General features: G+C 58.8%; 18 protein-coding genes and 1 riboswitch. Of the genes, 8 read left to right on the forward strand and 10 right to left on the reverse strand.

Annotated elements, in window-relative coordinates:
• Positions 1–14: 14 nt before the first annotated feature.
• The gene (moaA, locus tag MKZ79_RS08570) at positions 15–1,004 is read right to left on the reverse strand and encodes a GTP 3',8-cyclase MoaA (RefSeq protein WP_336141385.1); all 990 of its coding nucleotides are present in this window, start codon (positions 1,002–1,004) and stop codon (positions 15–17) included.
• A riboswitch (molybdenum cofactor riboswitch) is annotated at positions 991–1,124 on the reverse strand. Its footprint overlaps the gene before it by 14 nt.
• A 175-nt stretch (positions 1,125–1,299) precedes the next feature.
• Here moaA and yvcK point away from each other — a divergent pair.
• A complete protein-coding gene (yvcK, locus tag MKZ79_RS08575) occupies positions 1,300–2,208 on the forward strand; it encodes a uridine diphosphate-N-acetylglucosamine-binding protein YvcK (protein WP_336141266.1) in 909 nt (302 codons plus the stop codon).
• Positions 2,209–2,284: 76 nt separating this feature from the next.
• On the opposite strand, the gene uvrB is transcribed toward yvcK, so the two are convergent.
• Positions 2,285–4,306: an excinuclease ABC subunit UvrB gene (gene uvrB, locus MKZ79_RS08580; protein ID WP_336141267.1), complete on the reverse strand. Its 2,022-nt coding sequence runs from the start codon at positions 4,304–4,306 to the stop codon at positions 2,285–2,287.
• 898 nt (positions 4,307–5,204) lie between these two features.
• Here uvrB and MKZ79_RS08585 point away from each other — a divergent pair.
• Positions 5,205–5,921, forward strand: a complete 717-nt coding sequence (locus MKZ79_RS08585; RefSeq protein ID WP_336141268.1) for an ABC transporter ATP-binding protein — start codon at positions 5,205–5,207, stop codon at positions 5,919–5,921.
• A gap of 39 nt (positions 5,922–5,960) precedes the next feature.
• Here MKZ79_RS08585 and bioD read toward each other — a convergent pair whose 3' ends face one another.
• From bioD to bioB, 4 genes are read right to left on the reverse strand one after another with little or no spacing between them, the layout of a single operon-like run.
• Positions 5,961–6,632 carry a dethiobiotin synthase gene (bioD, locus tag MKZ79_RS08590; protein ID WP_336141269.1) on the reverse strand — a complete coding sequence of 224 codons (672 nt, stop codon included), beginning with the start codon at positions 6,630–6,632 and terminating at the stop codon, positions 5,961–5,963.
• Positions 6,625–7,380 (reverse strand): malonyl-ACP O-methyltransferase BioC, encoded by a 756-nt coding sequence (bioC, locus tag MKZ79_RS08595; protein ID WP_336141270.1) that lies wholly within the window; start codon positions 7,378–7,380, stop codon positions 6,625–6,627. Before bioC ends, bioD begins: the two co-directional genes overlap by 8 nt.
• Positions 7,361–8,518: an 8-amino-7-oxononanoate synthase gene (gene bioF, locus MKZ79_RS08600; protein WP_336141271.1), complete on the reverse strand. Its 1,158-nt coding sequence runs from the start codon at positions 8,516–8,518 to the stop codon at positions 7,361–7,363. Before bioF ends, bioC begins: the two co-directional genes overlap by 20 nt.
• Positions 8,519–9,550: a biotin synthase BioB gene (bioB, locus tag MKZ79_RS08605; RefSeq protein ID WP_336141272.1), complete on the reverse strand. Its 1,032-nt coding sequence runs from the start codon at positions 9,548–9,550 to the stop codon at positions 8,519–8,521.
• Positions 9,551–9,635: 85 nt separating this feature from the next.
• On the opposite strand from bioB, the gene bioA reads away from it, so the two are divergent.
• The 4 genes from bioA to MKZ79_RS08625 all read left to right on the forward strand — a co-directional run bounded on the left by bioA (position 9,636) and on the right by MKZ79_RS08625 (position 13,234).
• Complete coding sequence (gene bioA / locus MKZ79_RS08610; protein WP_336141273.1) at positions 9,636–10,925, forward strand: adenosylmethionine--8-amino-7-oxononanoate transaminase; 1,290 nt, start codon at positions 9,636–9,638, stop codon at positions 10,923–10,925.
• 88 nt (positions 10,926–11,013) lie between these two features.
• On the forward strand, positions 11,014–12,066 hold the full coding sequence (locus MKZ79_RS08615; protein ID WP_336141274.1) for an NADP-dependent oxidoreductase: 1,053 nt from the start codon (positions 11,014–11,016) through the stop codon (positions 12,064–12,066).
• A 1-nt stretch (position 12,067) separates the two neighbouring features.
• Positions 12,068–12,748 carry a type 1 glutamine amidotransferase domain-containing protein gene (locus tag MKZ79_RS08620; protein ID WP_336141275.1) on the forward strand — a complete coding sequence of 227 codons (681 nt, stop codon included), beginning with the start codon at positions 12,068–12,070 and terminating at the stop codon, positions 12,746–12,748.
• Between the two features lie 9 nt (positions 12,749–12,757).
• Positions 12,758–13,234, forward strand: coding sequence for a kinase inhibitor (locus MKZ79_RS08625; protein ID WP_336141276.1), 477 nt, complete (start codon positions 12,758–12,760; stop codon positions 13,232–13,234).
• 33 nt (positions 13,235–13,267) lie between these two features.
• Here the strand turns inward: MKZ79_RS08625 and pgl are convergent, their stop codons facing one another.
• Entirely contained in the window at positions 13,268–14,263 is a 996-nt protein-coding gene (gene pgl / locus MKZ79_RS08630) for a 6-phosphogluconolactonase (RefSeq protein WP_336141277.1), read from the reverse strand.
• 149 nt (positions 14,264–14,412) lie between these two features.
• Between pgl and MKZ79_RS08635 the strand changes: the two genes are divergently transcribed.
• Together MKZ79_RS08635 and MKZ79_RS08640 are read left to right on the forward strand one after the other, a co-directional pair.
• Positions 14,413–15,231 carry a pyridoxal phosphatase gene (locus tag MKZ79_RS08635; RefSeq protein WP_336141278.1) on the forward strand — a complete coding sequence of 273 codons (819 nt, stop codon included), beginning with the start codon at positions 14,413–14,415 and terminating at the stop codon, positions 15,229–15,231.
• Positions 15,232–15,449: 218 nt separating this feature from the next.
• Positions 15,450–15,788, forward strand: a complete 339-nt coding sequence (locus MKZ79_RS08640) for a hypothetical protein (RefSeq protein ID WP_336141279.1) — start codon at positions 15,450–15,452, stop codon at positions 15,786–15,788.
• Between the two features lie 50 nt (positions 15,789–15,838).
• Here MKZ79_RS08640 and modC read toward each other — a convergent pair whose 3' ends face one another.
• The 3 genes from modC to modA are packed head-to-tail and all read right to left on the reverse strand — an operon-like array spanning position 15,839 to position 18,353.
• Positions 15,839–16,897, reverse strand: coding sequence for a molybdenum ABC transporter ATP-binding protein ModC (modC, locus tag MKZ79_RS08645; RefSeq protein WP_336141281.1), 1,059 nt, complete (start codon positions 16,895–16,897; stop codon positions 15,839–15,841).
• Positions 16,891–17,586, reverse strand: a complete 696-nt coding sequence (gene modB, locus MKZ79_RS08650; protein WP_336141282.1) for a molybdate ABC transporter permease subunit — start codon at positions 17,584–17,586, stop codon at positions 16,891–16,893. Before modB ends, modC begins: the two co-directional genes overlap by 7 nt.
• On the reverse strand, positions 17,583–18,353 hold the full coding sequence (modA, locus tag MKZ79_RS08655; RefSeq protein WP_336141285.1) for a molybdate ABC transporter substrate-binding protein: 771 nt from the start codon (positions 18,351–18,353) through the stop codon (positions 17,583–17,585). The genes modB and modA overlap by 4 nt, the downstream gene beginning before the upstream one ends.
• Positions 18,354–18,445 lie beyond the last annotated feature (92 nt).

Below are 18,445 nucleotides of genomic sequence, written 5' to 3' on the forward strand. Positions count from 1 at the left end.
GTTGACTCCATGCGTTAACCGCCGATAAAAGAGAGATTCTGCGTGATGCCGGTATTGCCCTGATGCAGAAAATGCGTCTGCTTTTTGGTTTGCAGGCTGGCGGCGATGCGCGCCTGCAGCTCGTCCTGCTGCTCGTCGCTTTGCAGCAGATCGCGCAGCGACACGCCGCCGTCGCCAAACAGGCAAAGATGCAGCTTGCCGACGGCCGAGACGCGCAGCCGGTTGCAGCTGGCGCAGAAGTTTTTCTCATAGGGCATAATCAGGCCGATCTCGCCTTCGTAATCCGGATGGCAAAAGACCTGCGCCGGGCCGTCGCTGCGGCCGCGGATCTGACGGATCCAGCCCTGCTGCAGCAGCTGGTCGCGAATAAACTCGCCGGAAATATGGTGCTTGCGGAACAGATCGCCGCCCTCGCCGGTTTCCATCAGCTCAATAAAGCGTAGCTGGATTGGCCGGGTACGGATCCAGTCGAGGAAAGTTTGCAGGCTATGGTGGTTGACGTCGCGCATCAGCACGGTATTGACTTTCACCTTGCTGAATCCTGCCTCAAAAGCCGCGTCGATGCCCGCCATCACCTGGTGGAACTTATCCTGGCCGGTAATGGCGTGAAACTGACGGGCATCCAGGCTGTCGATACTGACGTTCAGCGCGGTCAGACCGGCCTGGCGCCAGCTGGCGACGTCGCGAGCCAGACGGTAACCGTTGGTGGTCACCGCCAGCTGACGGATAGCGCTGTTTTCACGCACGGCGGCGATAATATCGGTAAAATCGCGGCGCAGCGAAGGCTCACCGCCCGTCAGGCGCACCTTTTCCGTGCCCGCCGCCGCAAAGGCACGGGTCACGCGCCGGATCTCGTCCAGCGACAGGAAGCTTTTGTTGCTGACGCCCTGTGGCTTATAGCCGTCCGGCAGGCAGTAATTACAGCGGAAATTGCAAACATCGGTGATCGACAGGCGCAGATAGTAGAAACTGCGGTCGAAATTATCAGTAAATTGTGACACCAGAACACCTTTCCAAATATCGGGAGATGCAGGCATTTCTTTCTGCACCCTGGCAACTCGGGGTTGCGGCCAGGGCGCCCTATCCGAAGACTTAGGCGCCAGGGCTAAGTGTGACGAACCGAAATGGCCGTCATGGTTAGCGAATTCTACCGCTTAGAACAGATTGACGCCAGCGGGGAATTTCGCTATGTATTTTGATATATAACGTTTTTTTACTCTCGTTTACCGCACCTTAGCGTAAAATAAGGCAAAAGCCACTGACGGGCTGGTCGCCTTGTTAACATCCTGAAGGAATTTTATGCGTAACCGCACTCTGGCCGATCTTGACCGCGTTGTAGCGCTTGGCGGCGGACACGGACTGGGCCGTGTTCTATCGGCGCTCTCCTCGCTCGGCTCTCGCCTGACCGGCATTGTCACCACTACCGACAATGGCGGTTCCACCGGCCGCATTCGTCGCGCGGAAGGCGGTATCGCCTGGGGCGATATGCGTAACTGCCTGAACCAGCTGATCACCGAACCCAGCGTGGCTTCCGCCATGTTCGAGTACCGCTTTGGCGGTCAGGGCGAGCTGGCCGGACACAATCTGGGCAACCTGATGCTGAAAGCGCTGGATCATCTGAGCGTGCGGCCGATCGAAGCGATCAACCTGATCCGCAATCTGCTCAAGGTGGACGCGTTTCTGATCCCGATGTCCGAACAGCCGGTAGATCTGATGGCGATTGACGATCAAGGCCAGCAGATCTACGGCGAAACGGCGATTGATAAGCTTGCCATGCCGCCGCGCGAGCTGCTGCTTTCCGCCAGCGTCAGCGCCACCAAAGAAGCCGTCGAGGCCGTTAACGAAGCCGATCTGATCCTGATTGGGCCAGGCAGCTTCTATACCAGCCTGATGCCGGTGCTGCTGCTGCCGGAAATGGCGCAGGCCCTGCGCCGTACGCCCGCGCCAATGGTCTTTATCGGCAATCTGGGCAAAGAGCTTAGTCCGGCCGCCGCGCAGCTGACGCTGGCGGACAAGCTGGCGATCATGGAAAAGTATATCGGCAGGAAAGTGATTGATGCGGTAGTGGTCGGCCCGCAGGTTGATACAGCCAACATTGCCGGGCGTCTGGTGGTGCAGGAGCCGCTGGAAGCGGCTGATATCAAATATCGTCATGACCGGCAGCCGCTACGCAACGCGCTGGAACACGCTATTCAGCGACTGGGATAGCCACAAAAATTACCGCTGACCGACAGCGTAGCCGGATAGTCCGACTGCGCTGTCGCTACAGAGCTTCGATCCGCCGTTACGAAGCCGCGATAAACAGCTCGCGTACCTGATGCAGCTGGTCGCGCACGTTCGCCGCCTCTTCGAACTCCAGATTCTTCGCGTGCTCCTGCATTCTTGTTTCCAGTTCGCGAATACGTTTCTGCAGCCCTTTTGGTGACAGATCGACCACCGCCGCATCGTCTTCCACCACATCGCGAGGTGATTTAAGGCGCTTGGGTTTGTTTTTGTTGATGCCCTGGCCCAGCTCCAGAATATCGGCGATCTTCTTGTTGAGCGCCTGCGGCACGATGCCTTTTTCCTTGTTATAGATCTCCTGCTTCTCGCGGCGGCGCTCGGTTTCGCCAATCGCCTTTTCCATCGACGGCGTAATCTTATCGCCGTAAAAAATCGCCTTGCCGTTAACGTTACGCGCGGCGCGGCCGATGGTCTGGATCAGCGAGCGTTCGGAACGCAGGAAGCCCTCTTTATCGGCGTCCAGAATCGCCACCAGCGACACTTCCGGCATATCCAGCCCTTCTCGCAGCAGGTTGATGCCCACCAGCACGTCGAACTTGCCCAGACGTAAATCGCGGATGATCTCCACGCGCTCCACGGTATCGATGTCCGAGTGCAGATAGCGCACCCGCTCGCCGTGCTCGGTCAGGTATTCCGTTAAATCTTCCGCCATGCGCTTGGTCAGTACCGTTACCAGCACGCGCTCGTCGATGGCCACGCGCTTGCGGATCTCCGACAGCAGGTCGTCGACCTGAGTCGCCACCGGACGCACTTCAATCAGCGGATCCAGCAGGCCGGTTGGACGTACTACCTGATCCACCACTTCGCCGCCCGATTTCTCCAGCTCATATTTGCCGGGCGTGGCTGACACGTAGATAGTTTGCGGCGCCAGCCCTTCGAACTCTTCAAACTTCATCGGACGGTTATCCAGCGCCGACGGCAGGCGGAAGCCATACTCCACCAGCGTCTCTTTACGCGCGCGGTCGCCGCGATACATGCCGCCGATTTGCGGAATGGTGACGTGGGATTCGTCAATCACCAGCAGGCCGTCCGCCGGCAGGTAGTCGAACAGCGTTGGCGGCGCTTCGCCCGGCCCGCGGCCTGAAAGGTAGCGCGAGTAGTTTTCAATGCCCGAGCAGTAGCCCAGCTCGTTCATCATCTCCAGATCGAACTGCGTGCGCTGGGAGATGCGCTGCTCTTCCAGCAGCTTATTGTTGGCCAGCAGCGTCTTACGACGGTCGGCCAGCTCTACTTTGATCTCTTCCATCGCCTGCAGGATACGCTCGCGCGGCGTGACGTAGTGCGTTTTAGGATAGATGGTGTAGCGCGGGATCACCGAGGTGATCTGGCCCGTTAACGGGTCGAATATCGACAGCCGCTCGACCTCTTCGTCAAACAGCTCGACGCGCAGCGCGTAGTCGTCCGATTCCGCCGGGAAGATATCGATAACTTCGCCACGCACGCGGAAGGTGCCGCGCTGGAACGCCTGGTCGTTGCGGGTATATTGCAGCTCCGCCAGCCGCCGCAGGATGGCGCGCTGGTCAATAACCATGCCGCGCGTCAGGTGCAGCATCATTTTCAGATAGGAATCGGGGTCGCCCAGACCGTAAATCGCCGATACCGACGCCACCACGATGACATCGCGACGCTCCAACAGCGCTTTGGTGGCCGACAGGCGCATCTGCTCGATATGTTCGTTAACGGACGCGTCCTTTTCGATAAAGGTGTCCGAACTGGGCACATAGGCTTCCGGCTGGTAATAGTCGTAATAGGAGACGAAGTACTCCACCGCGTTTTCCGGAAAGAATTCCTTCATCTCGCCGTAAAGTTGCGCCGCTAAGGTTTTATTCGGGGCCAGCACCATCGTGGGCCGATTGAGATCGGCAATCACGTTGGCCACGGTGAACGTTTTGCCCGACCCCGTTACGCCGAGCAGCGTCTGGTGCGCCAGTCCATCCTGCAGCCCTTCTTCAAGACGGCGAATGGCTTCTGGCTGGTCGCCGGAAGGCTTAAAGGCGGAATTAAGTTTAAAGACTTTGCTCATTGCATGGCTACCTGGTGATAAAAAGCGCGGACAGGCTGATAATTTTACTCTGCTGTGCCGATTTTGCCAGCAAAAAATACTGGATATATCAACAGTTATTCAGTACAACAGAGTAAGCGCCTGATGAAACCGCCCTGCTTAAGGCCGCCGGATGCTTAAGCGGCGGAAAAGTGGCGCGGTTATCCCCAGCCGGGAGGAAACTTTAACATTTGTCAAGACGCGCTGACAAAATGGCCGCTGCAAAACCGCCGTGGTTCCTTCGCCGCTTGATTTTAAATAACTTATTGATATATAAATAATTCATTGTAAAGACGAGTTTAGCATCAACTCAAGCCTAAGCCGCGCCGGCTCTCGCCTGGCAAAGGTTTTCATTGATTCATACACATGGTTATCCACAAGAATAGTGGATAACTGATTTCAGCGCCCAAGCCGTCTGCTGTGTATAAAATGGATTGGCCTGTGAACGCGTACGCAAAAAAAATTTTTTCCATAAATTTTTCGTTTACCCGTAGCGGTTTCGACTGCTCCCAGGCACAAATCCCCTTGCAGAACCAGTGTTGTTTGCGCTTTTTTTCTGACGCGAAATCGCCCCGCTTTGCCTTATCGGCAGGCGCCTGCACCACCAAAGATAAGTTTTCGGCACCATCAAAGTGCAGCCAGAAATTTACCTGGGTGATTATTAACTTTTTTTGACCAATACCTGGCCCTGTTCCTCTCTGACCGCGCCGTTTTTTATGCGTCGCAAAAAACTGGCCTGTGAATTGCAGTACTCCCTGACCGCCTCACGCTTTCAACATACCAGAGCGAGAAGCACAAGCCGCGAACGTTGCGTCAACGTCGACCGCTGTCGGCCACAACACGAAGGCGCGCTCGAAAACTGTCTGGAGGAGAGGGTCAGATGCTGAGCTTACATGCGATAAATCAGTTTTACGGGCAGGAACATATTTTGTGGGATGTCGATCTGGAGCTGCCGCCAGGCACCTGCACCGGCGTGCTGGGCAGACCGGGAATGGGAAAAACCACGCTGGTAAACTGCATCATGGGCCATCTGCCGATCAACAGCGGTTCCATTATGTGGCAGGAAGACAATCTGCCGCCGCAGAATCTGCTGCTGCAGCCGGTAGAGAAACGCGCGGCGCTGGGTATCGGCTACGTTCCCCAGGGCCGTCATCTCTTCTCGCAGCTCAGCGTTGAGGATAATCTGCAGATAGCGCTGCTGGCGGGCGCCGGACAGCAGCGTCATCCAGCCATTCCGCCGATGGTTTTCGATCTTTTTCCCGCACTCTATTCCCTGCGCCATCAGCGCAGCGGCGAACTGCCGCTCGCTCAGCAGCAGCAGCTGGCGCTGGCCAGAGCGCTGGTGCTGCAGCCCAAACTGCTGATTCTGGATGAGCCGACTGAGGGAATGTCGCCCTGGCTGGAAGAGGAGATGGGAAATCTGATCCATCGGCTGAATCACGATTTCGGCCTGACCATTCTGCTGCTGGAGCAGCGTATTTCGTTTATCCGTAAGGTCGCCGACTATTTTTTGCTGCTGCATCGCGGACGCAACGTGGCTCACGGCAGAATGGCGCAGCTTGACGAAAGTATGGTCAATACCTGGCTGACCGTTTAACAGAGCGATCCGGCGCGAAAACGCGCCGAACGCTATAGCTTACTCCGGCAGGCGCACGTAGCCGCCGAGCCGCTCAAAATCGGCGCTATTGGTCAGATACGGAATTTCGCCCAGCAGCGGCGCCGGCAGCCGCTGTTGCAGCGTCGCCATATATTCCGCGTGGCGTTTGCCCGGCGGCTGCACCTGATTGGCAATCCAGCCCGCCAGACGCAATCCGCTGGCTTTAACAGCCTGCGCTGTTAGCATGGCGTGATTAATGCAGCCCAGCTTTACGCCGACCACCAGCACTACCGGCAGCTGTTCCAGCGTCACCCAGTCGGCGAAGGTGGTGGACGCCGACAGCGGCGTAAACCAGCCGCCAGCGCCCTCGACCAGCACCCAGTCCGCCTGCTGCCGCAGCGTCATCAGTCCCGCTGAAAGCGTGGCGAACTCAATGGGCCGGTTCTCTTCCGCGCTGACGATGTGCGGCGAAGTAGGTTCCAGAAAAGCCAGCGGATTGATTTGCTCGTAAGGCAGATCCAGTACGCTATTGCGCTGCAGAGCCAGCGCGTCGCTGTTGCGGATGCCACCCGGGGTCATTTCACAGCCGGAAGCGACAGGCTTATAGCCTACGCTGCGCAATCCGGCGGCCTTAGCGGCCTGCAGCAGCGCGGTACTCGCCACCGTTTTCCCTACTTCCGTATCCGTTCCGGTAATAAACCAGCTACTCACAATCGATAACTCCATACAGCAGATGATAGCTGAGCAGAAAACCGCGCTCGTCGCGCGGCCAGCGCTGCGCCAGCAGAGTCAGACGATGACGGCTCAGGCCGTCGCGGCGTCCCTGATGCAGATGGGTTGCGCCGATGCCCTTCAGCGATCGCAGCGCGCCAGCCACATCCGGAAACGCCAGCGTCAGTGTTTGCGGCACCAGCCGTACTCCCAGTCTTTGCCCTGCTTCCCAAATTTGCGCCGTGCTGAGAAAACGGTTGACGGGCGCGGGCTGATCCAGCGCCTGCCAGGCCTGAGTCAGCTCGCCCAGCGAGCCGGCAGCCAGCGTCGAAAACAGCACCTGACCACCGTCTCGGGTCACACGGCGCATCTCGCCCAGCGCAAGCCGCAGGTCGCTGCACCACTGCACCGCAAGATTGCTCCAGCACACGTCGAAGGTGGCGTCGGCAAAAGGCAGCGCTTCGATATCGCCCAGGCGATAATCGTCAGCCGTCTCGCTCTCCCTGGCTTTGTTAAGCATTTCCGGGGAGAGATCCAGCGCGGTTACGCGGTTGCCCGCGCTGCGCCAGCGTTCGCTGAACCAGCCCGGCCCGCAGCCCGCGTCCAGCACCTGCCGATCGCAGGTTACACGGGCCATTGAGTAGAGCGTCTCGCCGCATAATCGCTGCAGTTGCGCATGTTGGTTATAGCTTTGCGCCGCCCGGCCGAAAGCTCTGGCGACCGCCGCTTTATTGACCATTTGCGTCATGCAACGCCTCCAGTAATTGTTGAATATCTTCTTCCCGGTGCGCCGCGCTCAGCGTAATGCGCAGCCGAGCGGTACCTTGCGGAACGGTTGGCGGACGAATAGCCGTTACCCAGCAGCCTTTTTCGCGCAGCGTTTCCGCCAGCCGCAGCGCCGTTTGCTCCTCGCCTGCCAGCAGCGGCTGAATAGCGGTAGCGGAAGGCAGAAGAGCCAGCCCGCTCGCCGCTGCGCCTTGCCGGAACAGACGAATATTGTTTTGCAGCCGCGCGCGCAGCTCGTCGCCCTGCTGCACGGCTTGCAAAGCCGCCTGCAGCGCCCAGGCCTGAGCTGGCGGCATCGCTGTGCTGTAGATCAGATGGCGGGCGAACTGCAGCAGGTAATCGGCGGTTTCTTCGCTACAGAGCACTGCGGCGCCGCTCAGGCCGAACGCTTTGCCAAAGGTGACGATCAGCAGCTCCGGCCGCACTTTTTGCCGCCAGCAGCTGCCGCGTCCCTGCTCGCCCGTCACGCCGATGCCGTGCGCGTCGTCCACCATCAGCCAGCTGTTGTGTTTGACCGCCAGCTCGTGCAGTTCGCCCAGCGGCGCGCTGTCGCCGTCCATGCTGAACACGCCTTCCGTCACGACCAGCGTTTCGCCACCGTCGACGGAAGACGCGAGCAGCTTCGCCAGCGCTTCCGGCTGGTTATGCGCAAATCTTCGCAGCGAGGCCGGACTAAGCGAGGCCGCTTCCAGCAGCGAGGCATGCGCCAGACGATCGGCGAAAATACGGTCATTTTTTTGCAGCATTGCCGCAATGAGCGCCTGATTAGCGGCAAATCCGGAGATAAACAGCAGCGCGCGCGGATAGCCCAGCCAGTCGGCCAGCTGCTGCTCAAATGCCTGATGCGGCACGCTGTAGCCGGTCACGTGGCCCGAGCCACCGGCACCGACGCCGTAGCGTTCCGCGCCCTGCTGCCAGGCCGCGATCACCTGCGGATCCCGACTGAGACCGAGATAGTCATTGGCGGAGAAATTCAGGTAGCGACGATCGCCGACGCAAATCGTGCGCGCATCGTCCTGCTGCACGACGATGCGCTGGCGAAACTGCTGCTTCTCCCGACGCTCCGCGAGCGCCAGGCTAATGCGTTGTTGCCAGCCCATTTACACGGCCGCGTTATAGAACTGTTCGGTATCTGCGTTAAGCAACTGACCTGCCAGCGCCTGCTGCTGCTCGTTGTCGCCTGCCGTCGTGGTGGTGTGCGCAGGATTCAGGCCCAGCTTGCGGAACAGGATCAGATCCTTGTCTTCTTCCGGGTTCGGCGTGGTCAGCAGCTTGCAGCCGTAAAAAATAGAGTTGGCGCCGGCCATAAAGCACATTGCCTGCGTTTGCTCGCTCATCTGCTCGCGTCCGGCAGAGAGGCGCACGTGCGAGGTCGGCATCATAATGCGTGCGACGGCGATAGTGCGGATAAAGTCGAAAGGATCGACATCGTCGTTGTCCGCCAGCGGCGTGCCTTTGACTTTGACCAGCATATTGATTGGCACGCTTTCCGGCGGCGTCGGCAGGTTAGCCAGCTGCACCAGCAGACCGGCGCGGTCGTTGACGGTTTCGCCCAGGCCGACGATGCCGCCGGAGCAGACTTTAATGCCCGCATCGCGCACTTTGCCCAGCGTATCCAGACGCTCCTGATAGCTGCGGGTAGTGATAATGCTGCCGTAAAACTCCGGCGAGGTGTCCAGGTTATGGTTGTAGAAATCCAGCCCGGCGTGCGCCAGCCGCTGCGCCTGCTCGTCGCTTAGCGTACCCAGCGTCATACAGGTTTCCAGTCCCATCGCCTTCACGCCCTGCACCATCTGCTCCAGATAGGGCATATCGCGCTCGTGCGGATTTTTCCATGCGGCGCCCATACAGAAGCGATCGGAGCCTGCGGCTTTGGCTTTCCGGGCGGAGATCAGCACCTCTTCCACTTCCATCAGGCGTTCCGCTTCCAGCCCGGTTTTATAACGCGCGCTCTGCGGGCAGTACTTGCAGTCTTCCGGACAGGCGCCGGTTTTGATCGACAGCAGCGTGCTGACCTGTACCTGACGCGGATCGAAATGCTGACGATGCACCTGCTGCGCTTCAAACATCAGCTCCAGAAAAGGCTTGTCGAAAAGGGCCTGAGCCTGGGCGATTGTCCAGCGATTTGCCATTGCTTGCTCCAAAAAATAGATCTCATGTTCATTTTACGGTTATCCTTGTAAACTAAATTTTTTAGTTTTGGTTTACAAGTAATTTATGACTCCTCTCGATCTCGCCTTCGACCGCGACCATATCTGGCATCCCTACACCTCGATGAGCCAGCCGCTGCCGGTTTATCCGGTGGTGGCCGCTTACAACACCACGCTACGGCTGGACGATGGCCGCGAACTGGTTGACGGTATGTCTTCCTGGTGGGCGGCGATCCACGGCTACAACCATCCGCGCCTGAACCAGGCGATGCGGGCGCAAATCGAACAGATGTCGCACGTGATGTTCGGCGGCATCACGCATCCGGCCGCCGTGGCGCTGTGCCGTCGTCTGGTAGCGATGACGCCGCAGGGTCTGGAGTGCGTTTTCCTGGCGGACTCCGGTTCGGTCGCCGTCGAAGTGGCGATGAAAATGGCGCTGCAGTATTGCCAGGCGCGCGGCGAAAAGCGTCAGCGCTTTCTGACGCTGCGCAACGGCTATCATGGCGATACCTTTGCCGCCATGTCGGTTTGCGATCCGCAGAACTCAATGCATTCGCTCTACCAGGGCTATCTGCCGAACCACCTCTTCGCCGCCGCGCCGCGCTGCCGCTTTGACGATGAGTGGCAGGAGGAAGATCTCGCCGATTTCGCCCGACTGATTGGCGAGCACGCGCACGAACTGGCGGCGGTGATTCTGGAGCCGATAGTCCAGGGCGCCGGCGGTATGCGTTTCTATCATCCGCGCTATCTGCAGGGAGTACGCGAGCTGTGCGATCGTCATGATGTGCTGCTGATAGCTGATGAAATCGCCACCGGCTTTGGCCGTACCGGCAAGCTTTTCGCCTGCGATCATGCGGGGATCTCGCCGGATATTCTCTGCGTCGGCAAGGCACTGACCGGCGGCGCTATGACGCTTTCCGCCACGCTGACCACGCGCCACGTAGCCAACACCATCAGCAACGGCGAGGCGGGCTGCTTTATGCATGGCCCAACCTTCATGGGCAATCCGCTGGCCTGCGCCGTCGCCAGCGAAAGCCTGGCGATGCTGCAGGAAAACCGCTGGCCGCAGCAGGTCGCCTCGATCGAGCGTCAGCTGAAAGCCGCGCTGCTGCCGTTGACAGCCCAGCCGGAAGTGGCCGATGTCAGAGTGCTGGGCGCGATTGGCGTGGTTGAAACCCGCCGTCCGGTGAACATGGCGGCGCTGCAGCGCTTTTTTGTGGAACACGGCGTCTGGATCCGCCCCTTTGGCAAACTGATCTACCTGATGCCGCCTTACGTTATTGAGCCAGCGGCACTGCAAAAGCTTACCGATGCGGTGGCGATGGCAGTTGAACAGTCTGAGCTTTTTCTTGCCTGATCCTGGCTACCTGCGACAAGCGTCCGGGCGAGGCCGTGGCTAATGCACTACGCTTTTTACGGGTTGTACTTTGTGAAGGAGAAGAATTATGCCGCAAGATAAACAGACCAATCGCCGCATCGTGCTGGCCTCGCGTCCACACGGCGCGCCAACCGAAGCCAACTTTCGTCTTGAGTCGCAGCATGTGCCAACGCCCGGCAAAGGTCAGGTTTTGCTGCGCACCATCTGGCTTTCGCTGGATCCCTATATGCGCGGCCGCATGAGCGATGCACCTTCCTATGTGCCGCCGGTCGCCGTTAACGACGTGATGGGCGCGGGCACCGTCGCCGTCGTTGAGCAATCAAATCATGAAGACTATCAGCAGGGCGACTGGGTAGTCAGCCAGAGCGGCTGGCAGGATTTCGCCGTCTCAGACGGCAAAGACCTGTTTAAGCTTAGCGGCCCGGTATTGAAACACCCTTCCTGGGCGCTTGGCATGTTAGGTATGACCGGCTTTACCGCCTATATGGGGCTGCTGGATATCGGTAATCCGCAGCCGGGCGAAACCGTGGTGGTGGCCGCGGCTACCGGCGCGGTCGGCTCAATGGTCGGTCAGATAGCCAAACTCAAAGGCTGCTACGTGGTCGGCATTGCCGGCGGCGAAGAGAAGTGCCGTTATGCCGAAGAAGTACTTGGCTTTGACCGCTGTCTGGATCACCGCTCGGGCGATCTTTCTGAATCGCTGAAACGCTACTGCCGTGACGGTATCGACGTCTACTTTGAAAGCGTCGGCGGCCCGGTGTTCGACGCCGTGCTGCCGCTGATGAATACCAAAGGCCGTATTCCCGTCTGCGGTCTGATCGCCGATTACAACAGCAAAGATGCGCCACAAGGCCCTGACCGTCTTCCGCAGTTCCAGGGCGCAATCTTACGTAAGCGCCTGCGTGTGGAAGGCTTTATCATCACCCAGGACTACGGCCATCGCTTTAATGAATTTTTCCAGCAGATGAGCCAGTGGGTCGCGGAAGATCGCTTCGTGTTCCGCGAAGATATCGTCGACGGACTCGACAACGCGCCGGAAACTTTTATCGGTATGCTGGAAGGTAAAAACTTCGGCAAGGTGCTGATCAGAGTCGCTGGCGATCAACCAACAGGAGCCTGAAATGAAAATTTTGATGGTGCTGACCTCCCATGACCAGCTTGGCGATACCGGCAAGAAAACCGGCTTCTGGCTGGAGGAGTTCGCGGCACCCTACTATATCTTCCGCGACGCGGGCGCCAACGTCGTGCTGGCCTCACCCGCGGGCGGACAGCCGCCGCTGGACCCGAAAAGCGACGAGCCTGACGCGCAAACTGCCGACACCGAACGCTTCCGTAAAGATATCGCCGCCCAGCAGGCGCTGGCCAATACGCAACAGCTCGCCACTATCGACAGCTGTAAATTCGACGCGATATTTTATCCCGGCGGCCACGGCCCGCTGTGGGATCTGGCGGAGAATCAGCAAAGCATCGAGCTAATCGAGAGCTTCTACGCCAACGGCAAGCCGGTCGGCGCGGTTTGCCACGCGCCCGGCGTGCTGAAGCGGGCGAAAAAGCCGGACGGCTCGCCGCTGGTGGCCGGCAAGCGCGTCACCGGTTTCAGCAACAGTGAAGAAAGCGCCGTTGGCCTGACAGATGTGGTACCTTTCCTGGTCGAGGATGCGCTGAAAGCGCTTGGCGGCGACTATGAGAAAACCGAAGACTGGGGCAGTTACGCCATCACGGACGGTCATCTGGTCACCGGTCAGAACCCCGCATCCTCTGCCGCCGCAGCCGAGGAGCTGCTGAAACTGCTTCATCAATAAGGAGGGGAAATGAAACTCTTTAGTCAGGATTTTAACGATGGCGACAAGCTGCCGCTACGCCAGGTATTTAACGGCATGGGTTATGAAGGCGATAACCTCTCGCCGCATCTCGCCTGGGATGAGGTACCGGCCGGCACCAAAAGTTTTGTCGTCACCTGTTACGATCCCGATGCGCCGACCGGCTCCGGCTGGTGGCACTGGGGCGTGGCGAATCTGCCTGCCGATACGCGCGTGCTGCCGCAGGGCGCCGGTTCCGGCGTAGCCGAGCTGCCTTCCGGCGCGGTGCAGACCCGCACCGACTTCGGCAAAGCCGGTTACGGCGGCGCGGCGCCGCCAAAAGGCGAAAGCCACCGCTATATCTTTACCGTCTACGCGCTGGACGTGGAGAAACTGGAAGTGGACGACCAGGCCAGCGGCGCGATGCTGGGCTTTAACGTGCATTTCCATCAGCTGGCGAGCGCTTCGATTACCGCTATTTATAGCTAAAAAAACAGGCGGTCTGCGGGCCGCCTGCTTCGACTAAAGCTCGGTGATAGTCACCCACATTGGCCCTTGCCCTACCGCGTAGCGGTTCAATGGCGTCAGCAGCCCTCTTTCTTCCGCAATTTTATAGACTTCGATATGGTGCGATTTTTGTCCCGCCGCCACCAGAAACTGCCCGCTGGCATCGATGTTAAAGCCGCGCGGCTGCGTTTCCGTCGGCTGGTGGCCTTCAATGGTCAGCAGTCCGCCATCTTCGCTGACGCTGAACACCGTCAGCACGCTGGCAGTACGATCGCAGGCGTAAAGATGGCGACCGTTTGGCGTCAGGCGAATATCCGCCGCCCAGCGCGTGTCGCTGAAACCCGCCGGCATCATATCCAGGCTTTGCACGCGTTCCACCTCGCCATGCGCGTTGTTCAACTGCCAGACGTCGACGGTGCTGTCCAGCTCGTTGACACAGTAGGCGTACTGTTGGTTAGGATGGAACACCATATGACGCGGGCCTGCGCCTTCTACCGTGGTGACCTGCGGCTGCGCGTGCGGCGTCAGCTGGCCATCTTCCTGTAAATCGAACAGGCAGATGCGATCCTGCTTCAGCGCCGGCACGTACAGCGTCTCATTGCGCAGATCGATATTGGCCGAGTGGCAGCCATCCAGACCGTTGATGACCTGAAGCGGCTCGCCCGGCAGCCCTTCGGCATCCAGTGGCGTCACGCTGACGCAGGCGTCGTTATAGGAGCCGGTAAAGATAAAGCGACCCTGACGATCGGTGGAGATATGCGTCGGGCTGCCCGGCAATGGCGCTTCCGCCGCTTTAGTCAGCTTGCCTTCGCTGTCGATATGAAAAGCGATTACGCGGAAATCGGGACGGATGCCCACATAGAGAAAGGCTTTGTTCGGGCTGACCACCATCGGCTGCACCTGGCCTGGCAGATCGACCACCTGCAGCAGCGTCAGCGCGCCCTGCTGATCAAGCTGCCAGGCGTGGATCTGCCCGCTTTCCGGGCTGGCGGTATAAACGACTTGTTTCATGAATGCTCCTTTTTTCAGGTCAATCGGCTCTGCTTCAGCGTAGCGCGTTTTTCGCGGTCGCGCAGACGGATTGTGCCGGGTGATTTTGTTAACGCCGTCACAAGGTGTAGACTCAAAAATGCGTTTTTTAACCATTTCTGGAACGAATTATGAGTTATCGCATTATTGCTTTAGATCTGGACGGCACGCTGCTGACGCCGCGTAAGACTATTCTTCCTGAATCTCTGGAAGCGCTGCGGCAGGCCCAGCGAGCTGGCGTAAAGGTGGTGATTGTGACTGGCCGCCATCATGTCGCCATTCATCCTTTTTATCAGGCGCTGGCGCTGGATACACCTGCTATCTGCTGTAACGGTACCTATTTGTATGATTATCAAGCTGAAAAGGTGCTCAGCGCCGATCCGCTGCCGCAAAATCAGGCGCTGCGGGTGATCACCATGCTGGATGAAGCCGCCATCCATGGTCTGCTCTATGTTGATAACGCGATGCTCTATCAGACCGAAACCGGCCATGTTACCCGCACGATCAACTGGGGGCTGTCGCTGCCCGAACACCAGCGCCCGGTCTTTATCAAGGTGCCGGATCTGGCGCAGGCGGCGCGGGAAGCCGACGCCATCTGGAAATTCGCCCTGTCGCATCCCGATACCCGCGCTTTACAGCAGTTCGCCGACAGCGTGGAGCAGGAAATGGGGCTGGCCTGCGAATGGTCATGGCACGATCAGGTCGATATCGCCAAAGCGGGCAACAGCAAAGGCAGACGGCTGGCGGAATGGGTAGCGTCAGAAGGTTTGCAGATGCGCGACGTGCTGGCGTTCGGCGATAACTATAACGACCTAAGCATGTTGGAAAACGTCGGGCTGGGCGTGGCGATGGGCAATGCCGACGAGGCGATAAAAGCCCGCGCGCATCGGGTTATTGGAACCAATCTGGAACCGGGCATTGCCGAAACGATTTATCGGGAAGTGCTGTAATCACCTTCAATTTTTACTGCTGAACCTACTGCTGTTTAGCCAGGCGTTGGCAGCAGGCCGCTCGTTTTCGCCTGTGTGGGCGATGCTGTTATATCCTGAAAGGGTTATCGCGTCTTGTAAGCCAGTCGCGCCTGCCGCTAAAATCAGACAACTTTCTGATAAAAGGGATTTTTTAGCCAATGGCTTCGATACTGAAATGCCCGCGCTGCAAGACGGGCATGGCTGATTCCACATCAGCCAGCGGCGAGGCGGCTACCGATTTATCCGCATTCCGGCGCGACCAGAGCAAAGGCATACGGCCCGCCAGAATCTCCGTAGATAACGCGCCGCCTAACGCTGGCGGCTGCGGCGAGTTGGGGCTGATGCTAATCATCTTTTTTAGCTGCGATTATCTGTTAATCAATCGTGGCAGCGATACCGGCACTAACCTGTTGCTGCTGCTGTTCTCGTTGCTTTTAACCACGGCGGCTGGTGCGGTCATGTCCTGGGTCAGAAAAGGCGAACGTAAAGCGCGCCGCGCTGCAAGACGCTGTGTTCAGTGCGGCGATAGCTATTGATAGCAGTGTGCGTCCAAAAAGAAACGGTCTTTTTTGTTACCAGGGGCTGTTCAGGCGGCGATCGCCACGCTTTTAATCTGGGCATAAAGCCACATGCCCGGTTTAATCATCAGCTCATCGCGCGCCCATGGCGTGATGCGCGCCCAGAGTTCGCTCTGCCCTACCAACAGTTTCACCTCAACCTGATTATCGATATCCAGCAGCTCGCTAACCTGCGCCGGGATAACGTTACGGATAGTGCTGTTCAGCGGCGGCTGCAGCACCAGCGAGACGTCGGCGGCCTGAATGCGAATGCGCAGCGGCGTTTTCAGCGGCGCGTCGATACGATTAACCCAGATATGCTGGTCGCCCAGCGACAGCGCGGTCATGGCGTAATGCGGATGCTGCTCCAGCACCTGTACCCGCAGCACGCTGCTCTGCTCGGCGCGCGGCAGCCACGGACGCATGGCGCTGCTGGCCCAGACCTTCTCCAGCGTGCCCAGCGCTTTGACCTCGCCCTTATCCAGCACCAGCACGTTATCGGCCAGCTGAATAATCTCATCCAGGCTGTGGCTGACGTAGAGCACCGGAATATCCACGTGTTTCGCCAGTTCCTGCAAATAAGGCAGCAGTTCGCGCTTGCGCGGCAGATCCAGCGAGGCCAGCGGCTCGTCCATTAGTAAAATTTCCGGCGCGCTGAGCAAAGCCCGACCAATCGCTACCCGCTGCTTTTCGCCGCCGGAAAGCGAGAAAGGATAACGTGTCAGCAGCGCTTCGATGCCCAACAGCTTTACCAGCATATCGAACTGCGGCCGCATGCTTTTCGCCATGCCATATTCCAGATTGCCTTTAACCCTGTAGTGAGGGAAAAGGCGCGCGTCCTGGAAAACGTAGCCAATCCGGCGTTTCTCCGGCGGCAGATTTACCTTAGATTCCGTATCAAACAGCAGTCTGTCGTTGAGTGAAATGCGGCCCTGCTGCGGCGTGGTCAGCCCGCCAATAGCGTTAATAAGCGACGTTTTGCCGGCGCCGGAGACGCCGAAAATAGCCGTGATGCCCTTTGGCGGCAGTTTCGCGTTGACCTGTAAAGTGTGGTCACCCAGCCGCTGGCTGAAGTTAAGATCTAGCATGGCAGGCCCAGCCTTTTACGGCCGCGACGCGCCAGCCACTCTGACAGCCACAGCGAACAGAGCGCCAGCGCGATAGCGATCAGACAGAGCCTGGCCGCGGCGTTTTCCGCACCTGGTGTTTCAATCAGCGTATACATAGCGGAAGGAATGGTGCGGGTTTCGCCGGGAATATTAGAAACAAAAGTAATGGTCGCGCCGAACTCGCCCAGCGATCGGGCGAAGGCGAGCACGGTACCGGCAATAATGCCGGGCAGCGTCAGCGGCAGCGTAATGGTGAAAAAAACCCGCCAGCGGCCTGCGCCCAGCGTGCGAGCGGCCAGCTCCAGCCTGCCGTCGACGCCTTCCAGCGCAAGGCGGATTGCCCGCACCATCAGCGGGAAAGCGACTACGGCCGAAGCCAGCGCCGCGCCGCGCCAGCTAAAGGCGAAGGTGAAGCCGAACCAGTCATAAAGGTACTGCCCGATAAAGCCGCGCCGGCCAAAGCCGACCAGCAGCAGATAGCCGACCACCACCGGCGGCAGCACCAGCGGCAGGTGGATAAGGCTGTCGAGCAGCGTCTTGCCGGGAAAACGGCAGCGCACCAGCACCCAGGCCGTCAGAATCCCCAGCGGCAGGCTGAACAACACCGCCGTAGTTGAGACTTTCAGGCTGAGCAGCACCGCCTGCCATTCAGGATCGCTTAATATCACAGAGGCGTGAATCCGTAATGTTTGAATACGGCCGCGGCTTGCGGCCCTTTCAGATAGTTATAAAACGCGGCGACGCTGGCGGAGTCATGCCCCTTCACTTTCGCCATAGGGTATTCCACCGGCTTGTGGCTGTCGGCCGGAAAAATGCCGACCACCGCGACCTTGCTGCTGGCTACCGCGTCGGAACCGTAAACGATGCCGTAAGGCGTTTCGTTACGCTCCACCAGCGCCAGCGCGGCGCGCACGCTGTTGCCCCGTGCCAAAACAGGCTCCAGCGTTGACCAGGCGCCCAGCGACTGCAGCGCTTCTTTGGCGTAAATGCCCGCCGGCACGTGATCGGGGTCGCCGACAGAGAGACGCTGGCCTTTCAGCAGGCTTTTCCAGTCGGTGGTTTTGGCAAGCGTGACCTGCTGCGCTTTGGCTTCCACAGGCGCGATCAGCACCAGATCGTTGCCCAACAGCGTTACGCGGCTGGCCTCATCAATGCTTTTTTTCTGTGCGGCGTAGTCCATCCACTGCTGATCGGCAGAGATAAAGAGATCCGCAGGCGCGCCCTGTTCAATCTGGCGCGCCAGCGTCGAGGAGGAAGCAAAAGAGGAGACGATCTTCACCTCTTTCCCCTGCTCATAGCTTTTGGCGATATCCTGCAGCGCATTGGTTAAAGACGCGGCGGCAAAAACAGTGATGTTTTCCGCTGCAACGGCCTGGCCCGTCAGGCTTGCCGTCGCTAAGGCACCGATAAAGAAATGATGTAATTTCACAGACATGCTCTTCTCCGAAGGTATCGTTATGTAGCCATCACTATAACGATTTAACAACCGGTGTCATAAGGATTATCGGCAAAAAAGGGGAGAAGTTG

Origin of the sequence: Erwinia sp. CGal63 (assembly GCF_037026505.1) — a bacterium.
GTDB lineage: Bacteria > Pseudomonadota > Gammaproteobacteria > Enterobacterales > Enterobacteriaceae > Erwinia.

Bases quoted from the DNA above. Each gene is read 5' to 3' on its own strand.
- yvcK (WP_336141266.1), top strand. From the start codon at position 1,300: ATGCGTAACCGCACTCTGGCCGATCTTGACCGCGTTGTAGCGCTTGGC.
- uvrB (WP_336141267.1), bottom strand. From the start codon at position 4,306: ATGAGCAAAGTCTTTAAACTTAATTCCGCCTTTAAGCCTTCCGGCGAC.
- MKZ79_RS08585 (WP_336141268.1), top strand. From the start codon at position 5,205: ATGCTGAGCTTACATGCGATAAATCAGTTTTACGGGCAGGAACATATT.
- bioC (WP_336141270.1), bottom strand. From the start codon at position 7,380: ATGACGCAAATGGTCAATAAAGCGGCGGTCGCCAGAGCTTTCGGCCGG.
- bioF (WP_336141271.1), bottom strand. From the start codon at position 8,518: ATGGGCTGGCAACAACGCATTAGCCTGGCGCTCGCGGAGCGTCGGGAG.
- bioB (WP_336141272.1), bottom strand. From the start codon at position 9,550: ATGGCAAATCGCTGGACAATCGCCCAGGCTCAGGCCCTTTTCGACAAG.
- bioA (WP_336141273.1), top strand. From the start codon at position 9,636: ATGACTCCTCTCGATCTCGCCTTCGACCGCGACCATATCTGGCATCCC.
- MKZ79_RS08615 (WP_336141274.1), top strand. From the start codon at position 11,014: ATGCCGCAAGATAAACAGACCAATCGCCGCATCGTGCTGGCCTCGCGT.
- MKZ79_RS08620 (WP_336141275.1), top strand. From the start codon at position 12,068: ATGAAAATTTTGATGGTGCTGACCTCCCATGACCAGCTTGGCGATACC.
- MKZ79_RS08625 (WP_336141276.1), top strand. From the start codon at position 12,758: ATGAAACTCTTTAGTCAGGATTTTAACGATGGCGACAAGCTGCCGCTA.
- pgl (WP_336141277.1), bottom strand. From the start codon at position 14,263: ATGAAACAAGTCGTTTATACCGCCAGCCCGGAAAGCGGGCAGATCCAC.
- MKZ79_RS08635 (WP_336141278.1), top strand. From the start codon at position 14,413: ATGAGTTATCGCATTATTGCTTTAGATCTGGACGGCACGCTGCTGACG.
- MKZ79_RS08640 (WP_336141279.1), top strand. From the start codon at position 15,450: ATGGCTGATTCCACATCAGCCAGCGGCGAGGCGGCTACCGATTTATCC.
- modC (WP_336141281.1), bottom strand. From the start codon at position 16,897: ATGCTAGATCTTAACTTCAGCCAGCGGCTGGGTGACCACACTTTACAG.
- modA (WP_336141285.1), bottom strand. From the start codon at position 18,353: ATGTCTGTGAAATTACATCATTTCTTTATCGGTGCCTTAGCGACGGCA.